The sequence below is a fragment of the Legionella sp. genome (assembly GCF_047605385.1).
Taxonomy (GTDB): Bacteria; Pseudomonadota; Gammaproteobacteria; order Legionellales; family Legionellaceae; genus Legionella.
Window position 1 is genome coordinate 22215 of sequence record NZ_JASGFU010000008.1, and the last position, 16405, is coordinate 38619.

The window sequence follows — 16405 nt, forward strand, 5'->3', positions numbered from 1 at the left end:
TATTCTATGCTCGTTGTGCTGCGGCTCAACATATGCAAGAGATATGATTATAATGAACTACTTAAGGAGGCTTAGGCCTCCTTTTTACTTGTGGGTATAATTATGCGGGATATCATCACCATACAAGAACAGGCGGCAAACGCAATTGAGAAAGCACACGATGTTGCTGAATTAGAATTAATTCGCGTTGATTTTTTGGGTAAAAAAGGCAAGTTGACCGAAATTTTAAAGGGCTTGGCTCACTTATCTGTGGAAGAAAAACCCAAAGTGGGACAATTAGTCAATCAGGCAAAACGTGAAATTACTGCTTTGATTGAAACCAAAATGCACGCACTCAAAGAAAAACAATTATTAGAAAAACTTTCTGCTGAGCGTGTCGATGTGACATTGCCCGGGCGCAACAATGAATGTGGTTCATTACATCCTGTCACCCAAGTAAAACATAGAATTAACGAGTTTTTCATTCGTTTAGGTTTTGATATTGTTGATGGGCCTGAAATTGAAACAGAATTTTACAATTTCGAAGCTTTAAATATTCCCGGACATCATCCAGCACGTGCAATGCATGATACTTTTTATTTTGGTGATGGCCGGCTTTTAAGAACACATACTTCTCCAGTACAAATTCGAACTATGGAGCAACGCACTCCCCCATTTCGTCTTATTGCGCCTGGCCGTGTTTATCGTTGTGATTCTGATTTGACACATACCCCTATGTTTCACCAAGTAGAAGGTTTGCTCATTGATAAAGAAGCTACGTTGGCAGGATTAAAAGGGTTGTTGCACGATTTTTTTGCTAACTTTTTTGGTCGCGAATTAGCCTTGCGTTTCAGACCTTCTTATTTCCCTTTCACAGAGCCTTCGGCGGAAGTGGATATTGAGTGTACTCAGTGCAGTGGTAAAGGTTGTCGCTCCTGTAAATTCACCGGTTGGTTGGAAGTTTTGGGTTGCGGAATGGTACATCCTAATGTGTTAAAAGCAGTGAGTATTTCGCCTGATGAATATCAGGGTTGGGCATTTGGTATGGGTATGGATCGATTAGCCATGTTGTATTATGGTATCGATGATTTGCGTATGATGTTTGAAAATGATCTTACTTTCTTAAGTCAGTTTTAAGTATTTGTGGCAGTGCATATAAAAATTTAATCAGGTGGTAAGGACTATAGATGAAATTAAGTAAATTATGGTTGCGTGAATGGGTTAATTTTTCATTGACTGAAGATGAATTGGCCAGTCAATTGACTATGGCTGGATTGGAAGTCGATGCAGTAAGTCCGGTAGCCGGTCCCTTTACGCATGTCATCGTTGCAGAGGTACTTAGTACCAAGCCTCATCCTGATGCAGATAAATTGACTCTATGTGAAGTGAATATCAATGCCGATAAGCCATTGCAAATTGTTTGTGGTGCCTCCAATGTGCGCGCAGGTTTAAAAGTTGCTTTAGCAATGATTGGTGCAAACTTACCAGGTGATTTTAAAATTAAGGAATCAAAATTACGTGGCCAACTATCACAAGGTATGCTGTGTTCTGCCACTGAGCTTGGCATGGCAGAGCAGTCAGATGGCATCATGGAGTTAGACAGTGATGCGCCTGTAGGTAGGGATTTACGCGAATATTTAATGTTAGATGATTATATTATTGATGTTGATCTTACTCCTAATCGTGCAGATTGTTTCAGTGTTTTAGGTATTGCACGTGAAGTTGCGGTGCGAAATAAGCTGCCTTTATTAGAACAGCCAGTGAACGTGGTTACCCCAAGTATTGATGATGTGGTATCTGTGCATTTAAAGAATGCAGAAGCGTGCCCACGTTATTTTGGTCGAGTAATTCGTGGTATAAATCCCCAGGCAACTACCCCTTTATGGATGAATGAGCGTCTGCGTCGTTCTGGCATAAGAGCAATCCATCCTGTGGTTGATATCATGAACTATGTCATGCTTGAGTTGGGTCAACCCATGCATGCTTTTGATTTATCAATAATTAAAGGCGAAATTAGTGTTCGCTTTAGTAATGATAAAGAGCAAATTGAACTTCTTGATGGCCAAGAGTTAACGCTAAATGACAAAGTGCTCGTTATTGCTGATAAAGAGAAGCCTTTGGCTATAGCCGGTGTTATGGGCGGTGCACACAGTGCAGTTCAAGAAGATACAACGGATTTATTTTTAGAAAGTGCGTTTTTCACACCTGTAATAATTGCAGGTGTTGCGAGAAAATTTGGTTTATTCAGTGACTCTTCACAACGCTATGAGCGTGGGGTTGATCCACAATTGCAAGGTAAAGCATTAGAAAAAGCAACTGCATTAATTTTATCTATAGTAGGTGGTGAAGCAGGGCCAGTAATTGAAGTGCAGGAGCCAAAATATGTTCCAGCGACAGTAAGTTTTACTTTTGATACTGATAAAGTAAAAAAATTGACCGGTCTTGCCATTTCCCGTGCGGAAATGAAAACCTTGTTGCAAGGTATTGGCATTACAATCACTAATGAACATGAGCATCTTTTTGATGTAATTGTTCCTTCACATCGTTTTGATATTCAACAAGATGTTGATTTAGTCGAAGAAATCATCCGTCTTTATGGTTATGATAATTTAAAGGCCGAACCTTTGTATATCCCAGTACATGCTGGAAGTGCATGTGCTAATGAAGAAGTAGCTACCCGTATTGCTCGTTGGTTTAGTAGTAGAGGCTACAATGAAACCATCAGTTATAGCTTTGTTGATCCTGAATTACAAGAAGCATTTTATCCTTCACATGAGGTAATGCAATTACTTAACCCTATTTCTTCCGAATTATCCCAGATGCGTGCAGGGATGTGGCCTGGTTTGATCGCATCAATGATTTATAATGTTCATCGTCAACAAAATCTGATTAAGTTTTTTGAAATTGGAGTGGTATTTGATGTTGAGCAACAGCAACTCACTGAGCGTTCTTGCGTTGCAGGTTTATTGACCGGTGAGCAAGGCAGTATGAATTGGAGTGAAACCACGCGCCATTTTGATTTTTTTGATTTAAAAGGTGATTTACACTCGTTGTTTACTGCTTTAAAACTAAATCATGTAGAGTTTATAGTTGCACCTCATGAAGCCCTACACCCAGGACAATCTGCACAAATCCAAATTAATGGTGTTTTTGCTGGATGGATTGGTGCATTGCATCCTCGTTTAGTTGATGCTTTGGATATGCAGCGCGATGTATTTTTATTTGAATTAAATTTAGCTCTTCTTTCAGGTCATGGTGCGCCATGCTACCAAGCGATTTCTAAATATCCACAGATCCGCCGTGATTTATCTTTCTTGGTTGATAAAGAGATTAGTGTGCTGCAGATTGAGTCTGTTGTTAGAGAGAGCGTGAAAGAAAATTGGCTCAAGGCTTTTAATGTATTTGATGTTTATACCGGTCCAGGTATTCCAGCGGGCAAGAAAAGTCTTGCAATTGCAATGACTTTACAAGATGATAATCGTACTTTGATTGATTCTGAGATCAATTCTTTAATCAGTGCTATACTCAAATCGTTGGAAAATAAATTTTCAATCATATTGAGGGAATAAATCGTGAATGCATTGAGCAAAGCAATAATGGCAGAAACCTTGTGTGATGAATTAAAGCTGTCCAAAGCTGAATCAAAGGAAATGGTCGAAAATTTTTTTGAAATTCTTCGTCATGGCCTTGAACATGGAAATCATGTAAAATTATCTGGCTTTGGCAATTTCATTTTAAGGGATAAGCCACAAAGACCAGGGAGAAATCCCAAAACTGGAGAAGAAATTCCAGTAGTAGCTCGAAGAGTAGTTACCTTTAAGGCTGGACTTAAATTAAAAAATAAAATTGAAGAAATAGGAAAGTAGTTCGTTGAGTTATTATTCGAAACACGTACTTCTATGCACAAACCAGAAGGTTGCAGGCAAGCAATGCTGTGCTAATTCTGGGGGTGAAGAGTATTTTGCCTACATGAAATCACGATTGGCGGAGCTGGGTTTGCATGGTCCAGGAAAAATTCGTGTCAGTAAGTCCGGCTGTTTGGGTCGTTGTGCCTTGGGTCCGTGCATTGTGATTTATCCTGAGGGTGTATGGTATCGTTATTCTACTTTTGCAGATATTGATGAAATTATTGAATCGCACTTAATTTCCGGTCACGTTGTCCAAAAACTCGTTCTTGAGTCAGAACAACCTACAGAATTTTAAATAATTTATTGGTCCGCAAGCGAAATGTCAACAGACTCCAAGACCCTGGTTCTTGTTGCAAATTTAAGAGGTTTATGAGGACCTTACTTGAGTATAGATTTTGTTAGATTTACCGCGTTTTAACCATTTGTTTGTAAATTTTTATCCTTTTTACTTGTAGGATGTTCTAGTTTTGGTTAAAATCGCCCGTCCATGATAAAAGATTACTAATTTAGGCAGTTCGGAGTTCATTTAATGAAAACATTTAGTGCCAAAAGCCATGAAGTCAAGCGTGACTGGTTCGTGGTTGATGCCAGCGATAAAGTTTTAGGTCGCTTAGCTACGGAGATTGCCCGTCGTTTACGCGGTAAGCACAAAGCTGAGTATACCCCCCATGTTGATACTGGCGACTACATTATTGTCACCAATGCAGAAAAAATTACTGTGACTGGTCGTAAGTTCACTGATAAGATGTATTATCGTCACACTGGTCACCCAGGTGGGATAAAATCTGATTCTTTTGAGAAATTACAGGCTAGAAATCCTGTTCGGATTATTGAACTTGCTGTTAAAGGCATGTTACCTAAAAACCCATTGGGTCGTGAAATGTATCGCAAGCTAAAAGTATATGTTGGTAGCGATCACCCACATGCTGCTCAGCAACCCAAGCAACTTGAGATTGAGGAATAAGTATTATGGCTGAAGTGAAGCAATACTATGGCACTGGCCGTAGAAAAAGTTCAACAGCTCGTGTGTTTTTACGTCCAGGTAAAGGTGAGATCAAAGTGAATGGTCGCACTTTACAAGAATATTTTTGCCGCGAAACCTCGTGCATGGTTGTCATGCAGCCATTAGAAACTGTTGACTTGGTTAATAAGTTTGACGTTTATGTAACTGTTGTTGGTGGCGGTATTTCTGGCCAGGCAGGTGCTGTACGTTTAGGTATTGCTCGGGCTTTAGTTGCTTACGACGAAAAAGACTTAGCGGAAGATGCAGAGCCTAATCCAAATTCATTCCGTAGAAAATTACGTGCACGTGGTCTATTAACTCGCGACTCACGCCGTGTGGAAAGAAAGAAGGTCGGTTTGCACAAAGCACGTCGCGCAACTCAATACTCCAAGCGCTAATCGTTTATTGGATACGAAGACCCCGCTCAAGCGGGGTTTTTTATTGCCGCGCCTTTTCTTTACGTTGTATACAGGCAGGGCTTCGTCTCATTTATATTTTTGGATTTTCTTGAGGTGATCTCATCATGAGTGACTCTAATGATCAAAAAAATAAAGATGTTGTTGATGAAGAGCGACGTCGATTTTTACTGACTACCACCTGTATTTTGGGGGGTGTAGGTGCACTATGTGCTTTAACTCCTTTAGTGTCTTCTTGGTTGCCCAGTGCTAAAGTTCAAGCAGATGCTGCTCCTGTACAAGTTGATTTAAGTAAGCTTGAGCCTGGAGAGCAGGTTACTGTGGAATGGCGTGGTAAACCGGTCTGGATCATTCGCCGTACCAAAGAAATGTTACAACAACTTTCTGGCAATACAACAAGTTTACGCGATCCTCAATCTCGGGTAGCGCAGCAGCCTATATATGCGCAAAATGAGCATCGTTCTCTAAATCCTCAATATTTAGTATTGGTTGGCATTTGTACGCATCTAGGTTGCTCTCCAAAATATAAACCAACTCTCGGTGATTTAGGAACTGATTGGCCTGGTGGTTTTTTTTGTCCCTGCCATGGTTCTACTTTTGATCTGGCAGGACGCGTATTTAAAAATGTTCCCGCACCAATTAATATGGAAGTACCCCCACATTATTTTATTAATCAGCAAACTTTGGTTATTGGTGAGGATGGACCAGGAAATAAAAGAGACTAAATAGTGAAAAGATTATTTAATTGGCTTGATGCACGTTTTCCTTTGGCAAGCACCTGGAAGCGCTATTTCAGTGCTTATTATGTACCCAAAAACTTAAATTTCTTTTACTTTTTTGGTTCACTTGCTTTAGTCGTTTTAGTCAACCAAATCATTACTGGCTTATGGCTCACCATGTTTTATACACCAACCGCAGCAGAAGCATTCTCTTCAGTGGAATATATTATGCGTGACGTCAATTATGGTTGGTTATTGCGGTATATGCATTCTACTGGTGCTTCCGCTTTCTTTATTGTTATTTATCTGCATTTGTTTCGTGGTCTTTTATATGGTTCTTATCAACGTCCAAGAGAACTGGTTTGGCTGTTAGGCATGCTTTTATACGTATTGCTTTTGAGTACCGCTTTTTTAGGCTATTTGTTGCCGTGGGGGCAAATGTCTTATTGGGGGGCAGAAGTAATCACTTCTTTAGTTGGTAGCATCCCTGTAATAGGTAAAAGTTTAATGGTTTGGCTTCGTGGAGATTATTCAGTAACTAATGTTACCTTGCAGCGTTTTTTTGCTTTGCATGTGATTGGTGTACCTTTATTAATTTTATTTCTAGTTTTTTTGCATATTGTTGCCTTGCACAAAGTAGGGTCTAACAATCCAGAGGGAATAGATATTAATGCTCAGCGCGACAAACAAGGTAAGCCTATAGATGGTATTCCTTTTTATCCCTACTATATCGTTAAAGACTTTCTGGGTGTTGTCGTCTTTTTTATTCTTTTTTTTGCAGTAGTATTTTTTGCTCCCGAAATGGGCGGATATTTTTTGGAAAATACTAATTTTATACCGGCAGATCCCATGAGTACTCCGGATCATATTGCTCCTATGTGGTACATGTCACCTTTTTATGCAATGTTACGTGCAATTCCTGATAAATTAACGGGGATTGTGTGTATGGGGGCTGCAGTTGTTTTACTATTTTTTTTGCCTTGGCTCGATCGCAGTCCCGTACGCTCCATGCGTTATAAAGGAGCGAGTTCGCGGATTATGTTAGTACTTGCCGTGGTCGCATTTATCGTTTTGGGTTTTTTAGGCACTATACCGGTTAATCCTGGGCGTCTATTGAGTGCGCGGTTGTGTACAATCTTGTATTTTGCTTATTTTATATTAATGCCGTTTTATACCCGTTGGGAAACGGTGCGCTCATTGCCTTCTAGGTGCCACCAATGAAAATAAATAGAGCAAGGTATTATATTTCTCTATATGCATGGTTTAGCAGTTTGTTGCTGTTGTTTGTGAGTCAGGAGGTGTTTGCCCAGTACCTCAAAATTGATTTGCATGATAAAACGAGCCTGCAGCGTGGTGCGAGATCATTTATGAATTATTGTTCCGGTTGTCATTCTTTAAAATATTTGCGTTACAACCGTATGGCAGAAGGCCTTGGCTTGTTTGTTAATGGGCATTTGGATGAGGATTTATTAAAAAATAATCTTATTTTTACTCAAGCGGCGATTAATGATCCCATACGCATTGCATTGCCACCAGAAGATGCGCGTCAATGGTTTGGGGTGATACCCAATGATTTATCCTTAATTGCCAGATCCAAAGGGATTGATTGGCTTTATGCCTACTTACAGGGATTTTATGAAGATAATTCACGTCCTTTTGGTACTAATAATCTGCTGGTGCCGGGAGTGGCTATGCCAAATATTTTAGGTCCTTTAATTGGCGAAAAGGTTTTAATCCTGCAGAGCAAAGAACAGGCAGGGCATTTGCTTATGGTTAGCAAAGGTGAGTTGTCACCACAAGAAATGGATCGATTTTTGCAGGATCTAGTAACTTTTCTTGCCTATGTTGCTGAACCGACTAAAATAGAACGCCAACAGATTGGCCCACCGGTAATGAGTTTATTATTAATTTTAGGGTTAGTAATGCTTTGCTTAAAGAGAATATATTGGCGAAAAATACCAAAGCTTTAATAAAGTCCCCCAAAAAAGTTAAAAATGTGGTAAAGTGTGAGGTTTGTACGGTAAGGTCCCTTTTTGCTTTTCATAAATCATAGGAGTTGCTCATGGCAATTGTTGCAAAGCGCACTATAATGTCTTTATTTTCTGATATTGATGATGTATACAGTCATCAGGTTCGTATTGTTTTAGCAGAGAAAGGTGTTAATGTTGAAATTCTTGCTGTAAAACAAAGTGAGCCTAGCGCAGATTTATTGGCTCTGAACCCTTATGGAACTGTACCCACCTTGATTGATAGAGAGTTGGTACTTTATGAACCACGTATTATTATGGAATATTTAGATGAGCGTTTTCCTCATCCGCCATTATTACCTGTTTACCCGGTTGCGCGCGCGGAAACACGTAAAATGATGCATCGTATTGAGCATGATTGGTATTCACTAATGAATCAAATTCTCCATGATACTAATACTGAAAAAGCACGCCAAAACTTGTTTGAAAGTTTAACCAGTCTTGATCCGGTTTTTGCAGATAAACCTTATTTTTTAAGTGATGAATTTTCGTTATTAGATTGTGCATTAGCTCCCTTGTTGTGGCGTTTGCCACGATTAGGAATTGATATTGCACTGGAACATAAAGGATTATTGGCATACATGCAGCGCTTATTTAAACGTGAATCATTCCAAATAAGCTTAACTGATGCTGAGAGACAATTAAGAGCGGCATAAATAATATGAATATGACATCAATCAAACCCTATTTAATCCGATCAGCCTACGATTGGATTGTGGATAATGGATTAACGCCCTATATTTTAGTGAGTACTGACTATTTTGGGGTACAGGTTCCTAAGGAGCACGTTGTTGAAGGACGGATTGTGTTGAATATTTCGCCAGCTGCAACACGTGGTTTGCTGTTAGAGAATGATCGAATTGACTTTGCTGCGCGTTTTTCAGGAAAAACTGAACAAATTTCTATTCCTCCAGGGGCAGTATTGGAAATTTATGCTAAGGAAAATGGTCGTGGAATTCCTTTTGAGATAGAAGAGTCACCACCACCACCTCCTCCAGCGGCTACAGTAGATGTTAAATCTTTGGCAGGTAAAGGCAGCAAGCCATCGCTAAAATTAGTTGAGAAGTAATTGATTTAATTTGAATAAATGCGCAAATTGTGTATTTATCCGCAAAATCTAATCGATCTTGGAGCAAAAAGGTGATAAAACCAGAAACTGCCCTTTATCGTTGTGAACATATAAGAGCCTGTGAGCAGCTCGCTACTTCTGTATATCAAATTGATGAAAATGAATTAATGACGCGTGCAGGTGCGGAGGCTTTTGCTTATATTATAAAATTATACCCACATATAAAACACATTGCTGTATTCTGTGGTGTGGGCAACAATGCTGGTGATGGTTATGTTGTGGCGCGTTTAGCCCATGAGCATGGACTGGCAGTGACTATTTATCAATGTAAAGCACTAGTTGATTTACCTGCGGCTGCACATTATGCTGCTTTGATGGCAACCGCTGTCGGTGTCGAATGCCAGCCAGCAGATGAACCTTTAGATGCTGATGTGGAATTAATTGTGGATGCACTTTTAGGTATTGGCCTAAAAGGCCCAGTGCATGGTATGATTGCAGCTGCAATTCAACAAATTAATGCCAGTGAATTACCCGTTATTGCTCTAGATATTCCTTCTGGTCTTAATGCTGATACAGGATGTGTAGAAAATTTTTGTGTGAATGCTGTTGCGACGTTAACCTTTATTGCTCTTAAAACCGGTTTATACACCGCCGATGGCCCAGATCATTGTGGGAGTATTTATTGTTGCCCGATACAACTGGAAACATGTGTTGCCAAACAAATTCCAGCTGCGTATCTATTAAATAATGCAACTGTACCATTACCCTTAGCAGCACGTAAAAAAAATTCCCATAAAGGCAATTTTGGTCATGTATTAATTATTGGTGGTGGTCCAGGAATGCCGGGAGCTGTGAGTTTGGCCGCTAAGGCTGCTATGCGTATTGGCGCAGGCTCGGTAACCGTAGCAACTTGGCCAGAGTATGCTAAAGGTGCATTGGCATTGATTCCTGAAGCAATGATTTATGGCATCAAGTCCGCCAAAGAATTACAACCTTTACTTACTAGAGCAACCATTGGTATTCTTGGCCCCGGTCTTGGGGACAGTGATTGGGCAGTGAGCTTGTATTTAGAAGCCATAAGTTCGCAATTACCCATGGTGATCGATGCTTCGGCACTAAGACTCTTGGCAGAGCATCCTCAAATGGATGATAATTGGGTGTTAACGCCTCATCCTGGTGAAGCAGCTGCATTGCTTTCTTGTTCTACTGGAGAAATTCAAAAAGATCGCTATCAGGCTGCAGAAAGAATACAAAAACAATACGGTGGTATCGTCGTACTTAAAGGGACAGGCTCTCTTATTCAAAACACAGAGCATAATACCTTTGTTTGTACTGAAGGTAGCCCTGCAATGGCAAGTGCTGGCATGGGAGACGTATTAAGCGGTATTATTGCAGGCCTTTGTGCCCAGGGGCTGTCATTGTCTGATGCTGCTCAATGTGGAGTATATGCCCATGCGAAGGCTGGAGATGCAATGGCCCTTGATCTGGGAGGCGCTGGTATTCTGGCCAGTGATTTATGTGATGTTTTACCTTTAGTATTGAATAGCTGTGAATGAATTGAACCAGATGGTTATTTTAGATTTACCGGATGAACAAGCCAGTGAGCAGTTTGCAATTTGCTTGGCATCTTTATTAAATCCACCGCTAATCATGACTTTTAGTGGGGATTTAGGTGCGGGCAAAACAACTATAATTCGCGCTATGCTAAAACATTTAGGTGTGGAGTCCGCGATTAAAAGTCCTACCTTTTCATTGGTAGAAAGTTATCTTTGCCACAATATTCCAGTGCATCATTTTGATTTATATCGTATTCATCACGAAGAGGAGTTGGAGTATTTAGGTTTTAGGGATTATTTCACTAAGGAAAGTATTTGTTGTATTGAATGGGCAGAAAAAGCAGGAAGGGCCTTGCCTAAAAGAGACATTCGTTTTAAGTTAACTATGAAAGGGGCTGGACGCGAAATGCAAATTACATCATTTAGTGATGCGGGCAAAAACATTTTAGCTCACCTAACAGGTGAGTTATGATTCGTCGCTTATGGTTTTTGTTTGCCATGTTATGGTTGTGCTCACTAGGGGCATTCGCCGCTCACCTCGTTGCTGTTGATGTAAAACAACAAAAAAATCGAACCTCAGTATTTTTGACTCTTGATGGGCCGTTTACGCATAAGTTATTTTCATTATCTCAGCCGGAACGCGTTGTTGTCGATTTAAACGAAACACGTTTGGCTGTGAACTTAAATCAATCCTATTTACATAATGCGCTGATTCAGCGTATTCGTACCGGAAGTGCGAATGTGCACATGCTGCGCTTGGTTTTCGATGTCAGTCAGCAAGTACAAATTCGCTCTACTCCTTGGCTGCCGCCAAGTGGATCTTATGGAGTACGAGTGGATTTAATGTATCAACATGAGCCAATGGCTGTGGCCTCTTCAGCTCGAACACAGAAAACTGCTGCTATCAAGCCAATAGGTGCTGTGACAATGGTCAAACCATCACCAATTTTGCACCAAAAAGCGTTGATGAAGGTAGGTAATAATCCCGCAAAACGATTACGAGATGTCATTGTTGTTTTAGATGCCGGACATGGCGGCAAGGATTGCGGTGCTAAAGGGCCACATGATAGCCAGGAAAAAAATGTAGTTTTGGCTATTACACTAAAGTTAAAACGTTTAATCGATCAGCAACCAGGAATGCATGCCGTATTAACGCGCTCAGGGGATTATTATGTTGGCTTACGAGAGCGTTTGGATATTGCGAGAAAATACAATGGGGATATTTTTGTTGCCATTCATGCTGATGCGTTTCATAACCCTAACTCTCATGGCGCTTCAGTATTTGCTTTATCACAAGGAGGAGCAACCAGTGAGGCAGCGCGATGGCTTGCAGAAAAAGAAAACTACTCTGAATTAGGTGGAGTTAATTTAGGTGAGCTAGACGACCAGAATGGCGTTGTGCGCTCAGTACTTATTGATTTATCACAAACGGCAACGATTAATGCCGGTTTGCAAATGGGGGTACGTGTTTTAGGTCAATTAGGGAGTTTTGCCAGTTTGCATAATACGCGAGTGGAGCAAGCACGATTCGTGGTATTGAAATCTCCAGATATTCCATCGATTTTAGTCGAAACCGGATTTATTTCTAATCCTCATGAAGAACGTAATTTGACTAATCCTGCATATCAAATGCGTTTGAGCCAGGCGATTTTTCAAGGTATCAAAGGTTATTTTTGGGAAAATCCCCCTCATGGCTCACGTATTGAAGCAATGGTTGTGAATAAAATCCATCTTGTGCGAGCAGGAGAAACTTTACCGATGATTGCCGCACGTTATCGTGTGACGGTCAACGCCTTGCAAGAGACAAATTATTTACAGGGCATAACCCGCCTTAAAGTTGGACAAAAACTGGTGATTCCAACAGCATGAGAATACAGCAATTACCGCCTTTGATTGCCAACCAAATTGCTGCAGGTGAAGTGATTGAGCGCCCAGCTTCTGTGGTAAAGGAGTTATTGGAGAATTCTTTAGATGCAGGTGCAGATAGCATTACTATTGAAGTGGGTTATGGTGGTTTGAATCAAATCAGAATCAGTGATAATGGCATGGGCATTATTGCGGAAGACTTGCCTTTGGCAGTTGCTGCTCATGCCACCAGTAAAATTAAAACGCTTAATGATTTATATGCCATTGATAGCATGGGGTTTCGCGGTGAAGCTTTAGCCAGTATCGCCTCTATTGCCAAACTGACGATTAGTTCTCGTCCTGCAGAGCAAGAGACTGCCGTGATGTTACGTGTGCAAGCTGAGGATATTTCTGTTGGTCCTTGTGCACGTGCAGTGGGCACCACCATCGATGTAGTTGATTTATTTTTTAATGCGCCTGTACGTAAACGCTTTTTAAAAGGCGAAAAATTAGAGTTTCAAGCGATTGAGACTGTGGTCAAGCGTTTTGCCTTAGCTGCGCCGCAGATTGCTATTACTTTAAAGCATAATGGCAAGCAAGTATTATCTTTGCCTTCAGCCAGCAATGAACACGTGTTGCTGACACGCATGACACGTCTTTTAGGTACTGCCTTTATGAAGGCAGCAATTTACCTGGATGTAGAGCGTGGTTCGATGCGTCTTTATGGTTGGATCAGTGGTGCAAATTTTCAACGCAGTCAAAATGATCGGCAATGGGTTTATATTAACCAACGTATGGTGCGAGATAAATTAGTAAATCATGCAATAAAGCAAGCCTATGAAGACATTTTACATCCGGGGCGTTTTCCTGCCTGTGTTTTATATTTAACGATTAACCCGGAAGAAGTGGATGTAAACGTGCATCCGACCAAACACGAAGTACGTTTTCAACAACCACGTTTAGTGCATGATTTTTTCACCTCTCAATTAAGTATGGCTTTACATGCAGGAGAAAAGCAAAAAGAAGAGGTGCTTTATGAGTTGATTTCTGAGCCGCCTCAAGCTCAGAAACATCTTTGTGAACCCTATCCCCAACCCTTTGTGCCTGAGCCACGAATAGAGCAGCCAAATGATGAAGTTTCTTGGGTGATTTTAAATAATTGCTATATTTTAGCTTTGGTGCAACAACAGCCTTATTTAGTTGATGCACAGGCTTTATACCAACAAATGATTGAAGAGCGTTTGAAACAGTCTGTCTTGCCTTTGCCAAGTAGGCCGCTATTGGTTCCGGTGCGCTATTCCTTGCCTAATGCATTACAAGGTGAGATCGCTAAACTACAGCAAAGCTTGTTTCAGCTTGGAATACAACTAGAGCAAAGTAATACTCATGAATTATTAATTCGAAGCATTCCAATTAGCCTGCCTTATTTGGAACTGCGCTTATTTTTAGATGCTATGATTACTCTGGAGAAGTTATCTCCAGAGCAATTACTCGTGTTGATGATTAAGTCACAAGTTTTTGAGCCCAGGCTATTAAGCGCTGCTGAAAAAATGGAATTAAATCAATTGCTAATGAAATTTTATGGACATCAACAGAAAAAAACAGGTGTTTTTAAAGCCTTAACCATTGAAGATTGTCGGAATTTATTGAATGTCTAAATTGATTTATTGCCTAATGGGCCCTACTGCTTCTGGTAAAACGGCATTGGCTTGCGATTTGCTAAGCCAGTTTCCTTTTGAGATTATTAGTGTTGATTCGGCGATGATTTACCGGGATATGAATATTGGCACAGCAAAGCCTACACCAGAGGAATTACAGGTAGCGCCGCATCATTTAATTGATATTATCGATCCTATAGAAACTTATTCTGCGGCGCAATTTTGCTCTGATGTACTTTCTTTGGTAGAAACGATCGCACATAAAGGAAAAATTCCCTTATTAGTTGGTGGTACCATGATGTATTTTCATGCCTTACAACAAGGTTTATCGACCTTGCCTGAGGCAAATTCTGAGCTGCGCCAGCAATTAGAAAATGAAGCGGTAACACAAGGGTGGGAAGCCTTACACCAGCGATTAGCTCAGGTTGACCCTTTGGCAGCAGCAAGAATTCATGCCAATGACACACAACGTATTCAACGTGCTTTAGAAGTGTATCAACTTACTGGAATTTCCTTATCAGAGTTTTTAGAGCAACAAAAAAAAGAAAACCCATATCGTTTTATTAATATAGCCTTATTTCCTCAACAACGTTCTTGGCTGCATGAGCGCATTGCATTGCGTTTTGATCAAATGCTAGCGCAAGGATTTATTGCTGAAGTGCAGCAATTGCAGCAAAAATGGGCTCTAACGATGAATTTGCCTTCGATGCGCTGTGTTGGTTATCGGCAAACGCTGGAATATTTACAAGGTGATTATAATCAAAACATCTTACGCGATAAGGGTATTGCTGCAACCAGACAACTTGCAAAAAGACAGTTAACTTGGTTAAGACATTGGGAGAATGTGCTGTATTATGATCCACAAAATACACCTTTTCGTGATGAGATTGTAGCGAAAACAAGGGAAATATTAGATAATCTCTGAATATTTTTGCAATTAGCTCTCTTTAGGTCATTTTAAATACCTTGAGGGAGAATGGTTTTATAATGAGGAAGATCATGACTGACGATAAATTAGAACTCGCTTGCGCAAAAAAGAATTATGTTGTGCATCGTGATCAATTGCCATTATGTTGTCCTACTGATGAGATGTTGTTATGGAATGCTCATCCTAAAGTTTATTTGCCAATAGAAAAAACAGGCGTGGAAGTTTGTCCCTATTGCGGTTCGAGATTTGTATTGCAGAATGATTAATTCTATTTGTATTGTCAGATTATCTGCTTTAGGCGATGTGCTGATGGCAGTGCCTCTCATCAGGACATTGCAAGCCAGTTTGCCAAAAACCAAATTAACCTGGATTATTTCTAGACCCGCCTATGACTTAGTTGAGGGAATGGATGGTGTAGAATTTATTGTGATTGATAAACCTCAGCGAATGATAGACTATTGGCATTTTAAACGGCAATTAAGTGGGCGTATTTTTGATGTACTTCTCGCACCGCAAGCGAGTTTACGTACTAATTTTCTTTATCCCTTAATCAAAGCAAAGCGTAAAATTGGCTATGATGATCGTCGCGCTAATGACGGACATCGTTGGTTTGTCCACGAACGTATTGCTCCTGGCCTAGAGCACACCTTAGATGGTTTTTTGAAATTTGCCCATGCTTTGGGAATTAATAAACGAGTTATTCGTTGGGATTTACCTATTTCTGCTGCTGATTATCAATGGGCAGAACAGCATTTACCTAAAGACGATGCACCTATTTTAATCATTAACCCTGCTGCAAGTAAGCCGGAGCGTAGTTGGCCTGTTGAACGCTATATTGAAGTATTACAATTAGCACGTAAACAATGGCACGTGCAGGTAGTGATTACCGGTGGGCCAGGCGAATTTGATAAGCAATTGGCAGAACAAATTATTCACGCAGTTCCTGCAACTAATTTGACTGGCAAAACCAGACCTAAACAGTTATTAGCATTGATTAGTAAAGCAACGGTAGTACTTTGTCCTGATACAGGGCCTTCTCATATGGCCACAGCAGTTAATACGCCGGTGATTGCTTTACACGCAGTGACTAATCCTTTAATTTCTGGCCCTTATTTATTCCCGCATTTAGTGGTTAATCGCTATCCGGAAGCGGCGGAAAAAATTCTCGGAAGTGCCTCTTTGGAGAAAGTTTGGGGAGAGCACGTGCATGGTGATGAAAGCATGAAACTGATTACTGTGGATGAGGTTATGGAGAAATTGGCACAAGTCTTATTGTAAAAAATAATGAGAGGGTGCG

At 40.5% G+C, this 16405-nt stretch carries 18 protein-coding genes; all 18 read left to right on the top strand.

The features are described 5' to 3' along the window. Positions 1-102: 102 nt before the first annotated feature. The 18 genes from pheS (at position 103) to QM652_RS03370 (ending at position 16386) form a co-directional block, all read left to right on the top strand. Positions 103-1116: a phenylalanine--tRNA ligase subunit alpha gene (gene pheS, locus QM652_RS03285; protein WP_415072846.1), complete on the top strand. Its 1014-nt coding sequence runs from the start codon at positions 103-105 to the stop codon at positions 1114-1116. Positions 1117-1166: 50 nt separating this feature from the next. Then, positions 1167-3548, top strand: coding sequence for a phenylalanine--tRNA ligase subunit beta (gene pheT / locus QM652_RS03290; protein WP_415072848.1), 2382 nt, complete (start codon positions 1167-1169; stop codon positions 3546-3548). 3 nt (positions 3549-3551) lie between these two features. Continuing rightward, positions 3552-3845 carry an integration host factor subunit alpha gene (locus QM652_RS03295; RefSeq protein ID WP_415072850.1) on the top strand — a complete coding sequence of 98 codons (294 nt, stop codon included), beginning with the start codon at positions 3552-3554 and terminating at the stop codon, positions 3843-3845. A 4-nt stretch (positions 3846-3849) separates the two neighbouring features. Beyond that, the gene (locus tag QM652_RS03300; protein ID WP_415072852.1) at positions 3850-4182 is read left to right on the top strand and encodes a (2Fe-2S) ferredoxin domain-containing protein; all 333 of its coding nucleotides are present in this window, start codon (positions 3850-3852) and stop codon (positions 4180-4182) included. Between the two features lie 234 nt (positions 4183-4416). Next, on the top strand, positions 4417-4851 hold the full coding sequence (gene rplM, locus QM652_RS03305; RefSeq protein ID WP_415072854.1) for a 50S ribosomal protein L13: 435 nt from the start codon (positions 4417-4419) through the stop codon (positions 4849-4851). Positions 4852-4856: 5 nt separating this feature from the next. Beyond that, positions 4857-5288 (top strand): 30S ribosomal protein S9, encoded by a 432-nt coding sequence (gene rpsI / locus QM652_RS03310; RefSeq protein ID WP_415072856.1) that lies wholly within the window; start codon positions 4857-4859, stop codon positions 5286-5288. Positions 5289-5413: 125 nt separating this feature from the next. Continuing rightward, on the top strand, positions 5414-6031 hold the full coding sequence (petA, locus tag QM652_RS03315; protein ID WP_415072858.1) for a ubiquinol-cytochrome c reductase iron-sulfur subunit: 618 nt from the start codon (positions 5414-5416) through the stop codon (positions 6029-6031). Between the two features lie 3 nt (positions 6032-6034). Beyond that, entirely contained in the window at positions 6035-7246 is a 1212-nt protein-coding gene (locus QM652_RS03320) for a cytochrome b (protein ID WP_415072860.1), read from the top strand. Further along, positions 7243-7995 carry a cytochrome c1 gene (locus QM652_RS03325; protein WP_415072862.1) on the top strand — a complete coding sequence of 251 codons (753 nt, stop codon included), beginning with the start codon at positions 7243-7245 and terminating at the stop codon, positions 7993-7995. Before QM652_RS03320 ends, QM652_RS03325 begins: the two co-directional genes overlap by 4 nt. 92 nt (positions 7996-8087) lie before the next feature. Further along, positions 8088-8708 carry a stringent starvation protein SspA gene (sspA, locus tag QM652_RS03330; RefSeq protein ID WP_415072864.1) on the top strand — a complete coding sequence of 207 codons (621 nt, stop codon included), beginning with the start codon at positions 8088-8090 and terminating at the stop codon, positions 8706-8708. 5 nt (positions 8709-8713) lie between these two features. Beyond that, positions 8714-9121, top strand: coding sequence for a ClpXP protease specificity-enhancing factor (locus QM652_RS03335; RefSeq protein WP_415072866.1), 408 nt, complete (start codon positions 8714-8716; stop codon positions 9119-9121). A 71-nt stretch (positions 9122-9192) separates the two neighbouring features. Then, positions 9193-10677 (top strand): NAD(P)H-hydrate dehydratase, encoded by a 1485-nt coding sequence (locus tag QM652_RS03340; RefSeq protein ID WP_415072868.1) that lies wholly within the window; start codon positions 9193-9195, stop codon positions 10675-10677. Continuing rightward, entirely contained in the window at positions 10664-11149 is a 486-nt protein-coding gene (tsaE, locus tag QM652_RS03345; RefSeq protein WP_415072919.1) for a tRNA (adenosine(37)-N6)-threonylcarbamoyltransferase complex ATPase subunit type 1 TsaE, read from the top strand. Before QM652_RS03340 ends, tsaE begins: the two co-directional genes overlap by 14 nt. Beyond that, positions 11146-12546 (top strand): N-acetylmuramoyl-L-alanine amidase, encoded by a 1401-nt coding sequence (locus QM652_RS03350; RefSeq protein ID WP_415072870.1) that lies wholly within the window; start codon positions 11146-11148, stop codon positions 12544-12546. The genes tsaE and QM652_RS03350 overlap by 4 nt, the downstream gene beginning before the upstream one ends. Further along, complete coding sequence (gene mutL, locus QM652_RS03355) at positions 12543-14180, top strand: DNA mismatch repair endonuclease MutL (RefSeq protein ID WP_415072872.1); 1638 nt, start codon at positions 12543-12545, stop codon at positions 14178-14180. Before QM652_RS03350 ends, mutL begins: the two co-directional genes overlap by 4 nt. Then, entirely contained in the window at positions 14173-15105 is a 933-nt protein-coding gene (miaA, locus tag QM652_RS03360) for a tRNA (adenosine(37)-N6)-dimethylallyltransferase MiaA (protein WP_415072874.1), read from the top strand. Before mutL ends, miaA begins: the two co-directional genes overlap by 8 nt. A 74-nt stretch (positions 15106-15179) precedes the next feature. Then, entirely contained in the window at positions 15180-15374 is a 195-nt protein-coding gene (locus QM652_RS03365; protein WP_415072876.1) for a zinc-finger domain-containing protein, read from the top strand. Continuing rightward, the gene (locus QM652_RS03370) at positions 15367-16386 is read left to right on the top strand and encodes a glycosyltransferase family 9 protein (protein ID WP_415072878.1); all 1020 of its coding nucleotides are present in this window, start codon (positions 15367-15369) and stop codon (positions 16384-16386) included. Before QM652_RS03365 ends, QM652_RS03370 begins: the two co-directional genes overlap by 8 nt. Positions 16387-16405: the final 19 nt, after the last annotated feature.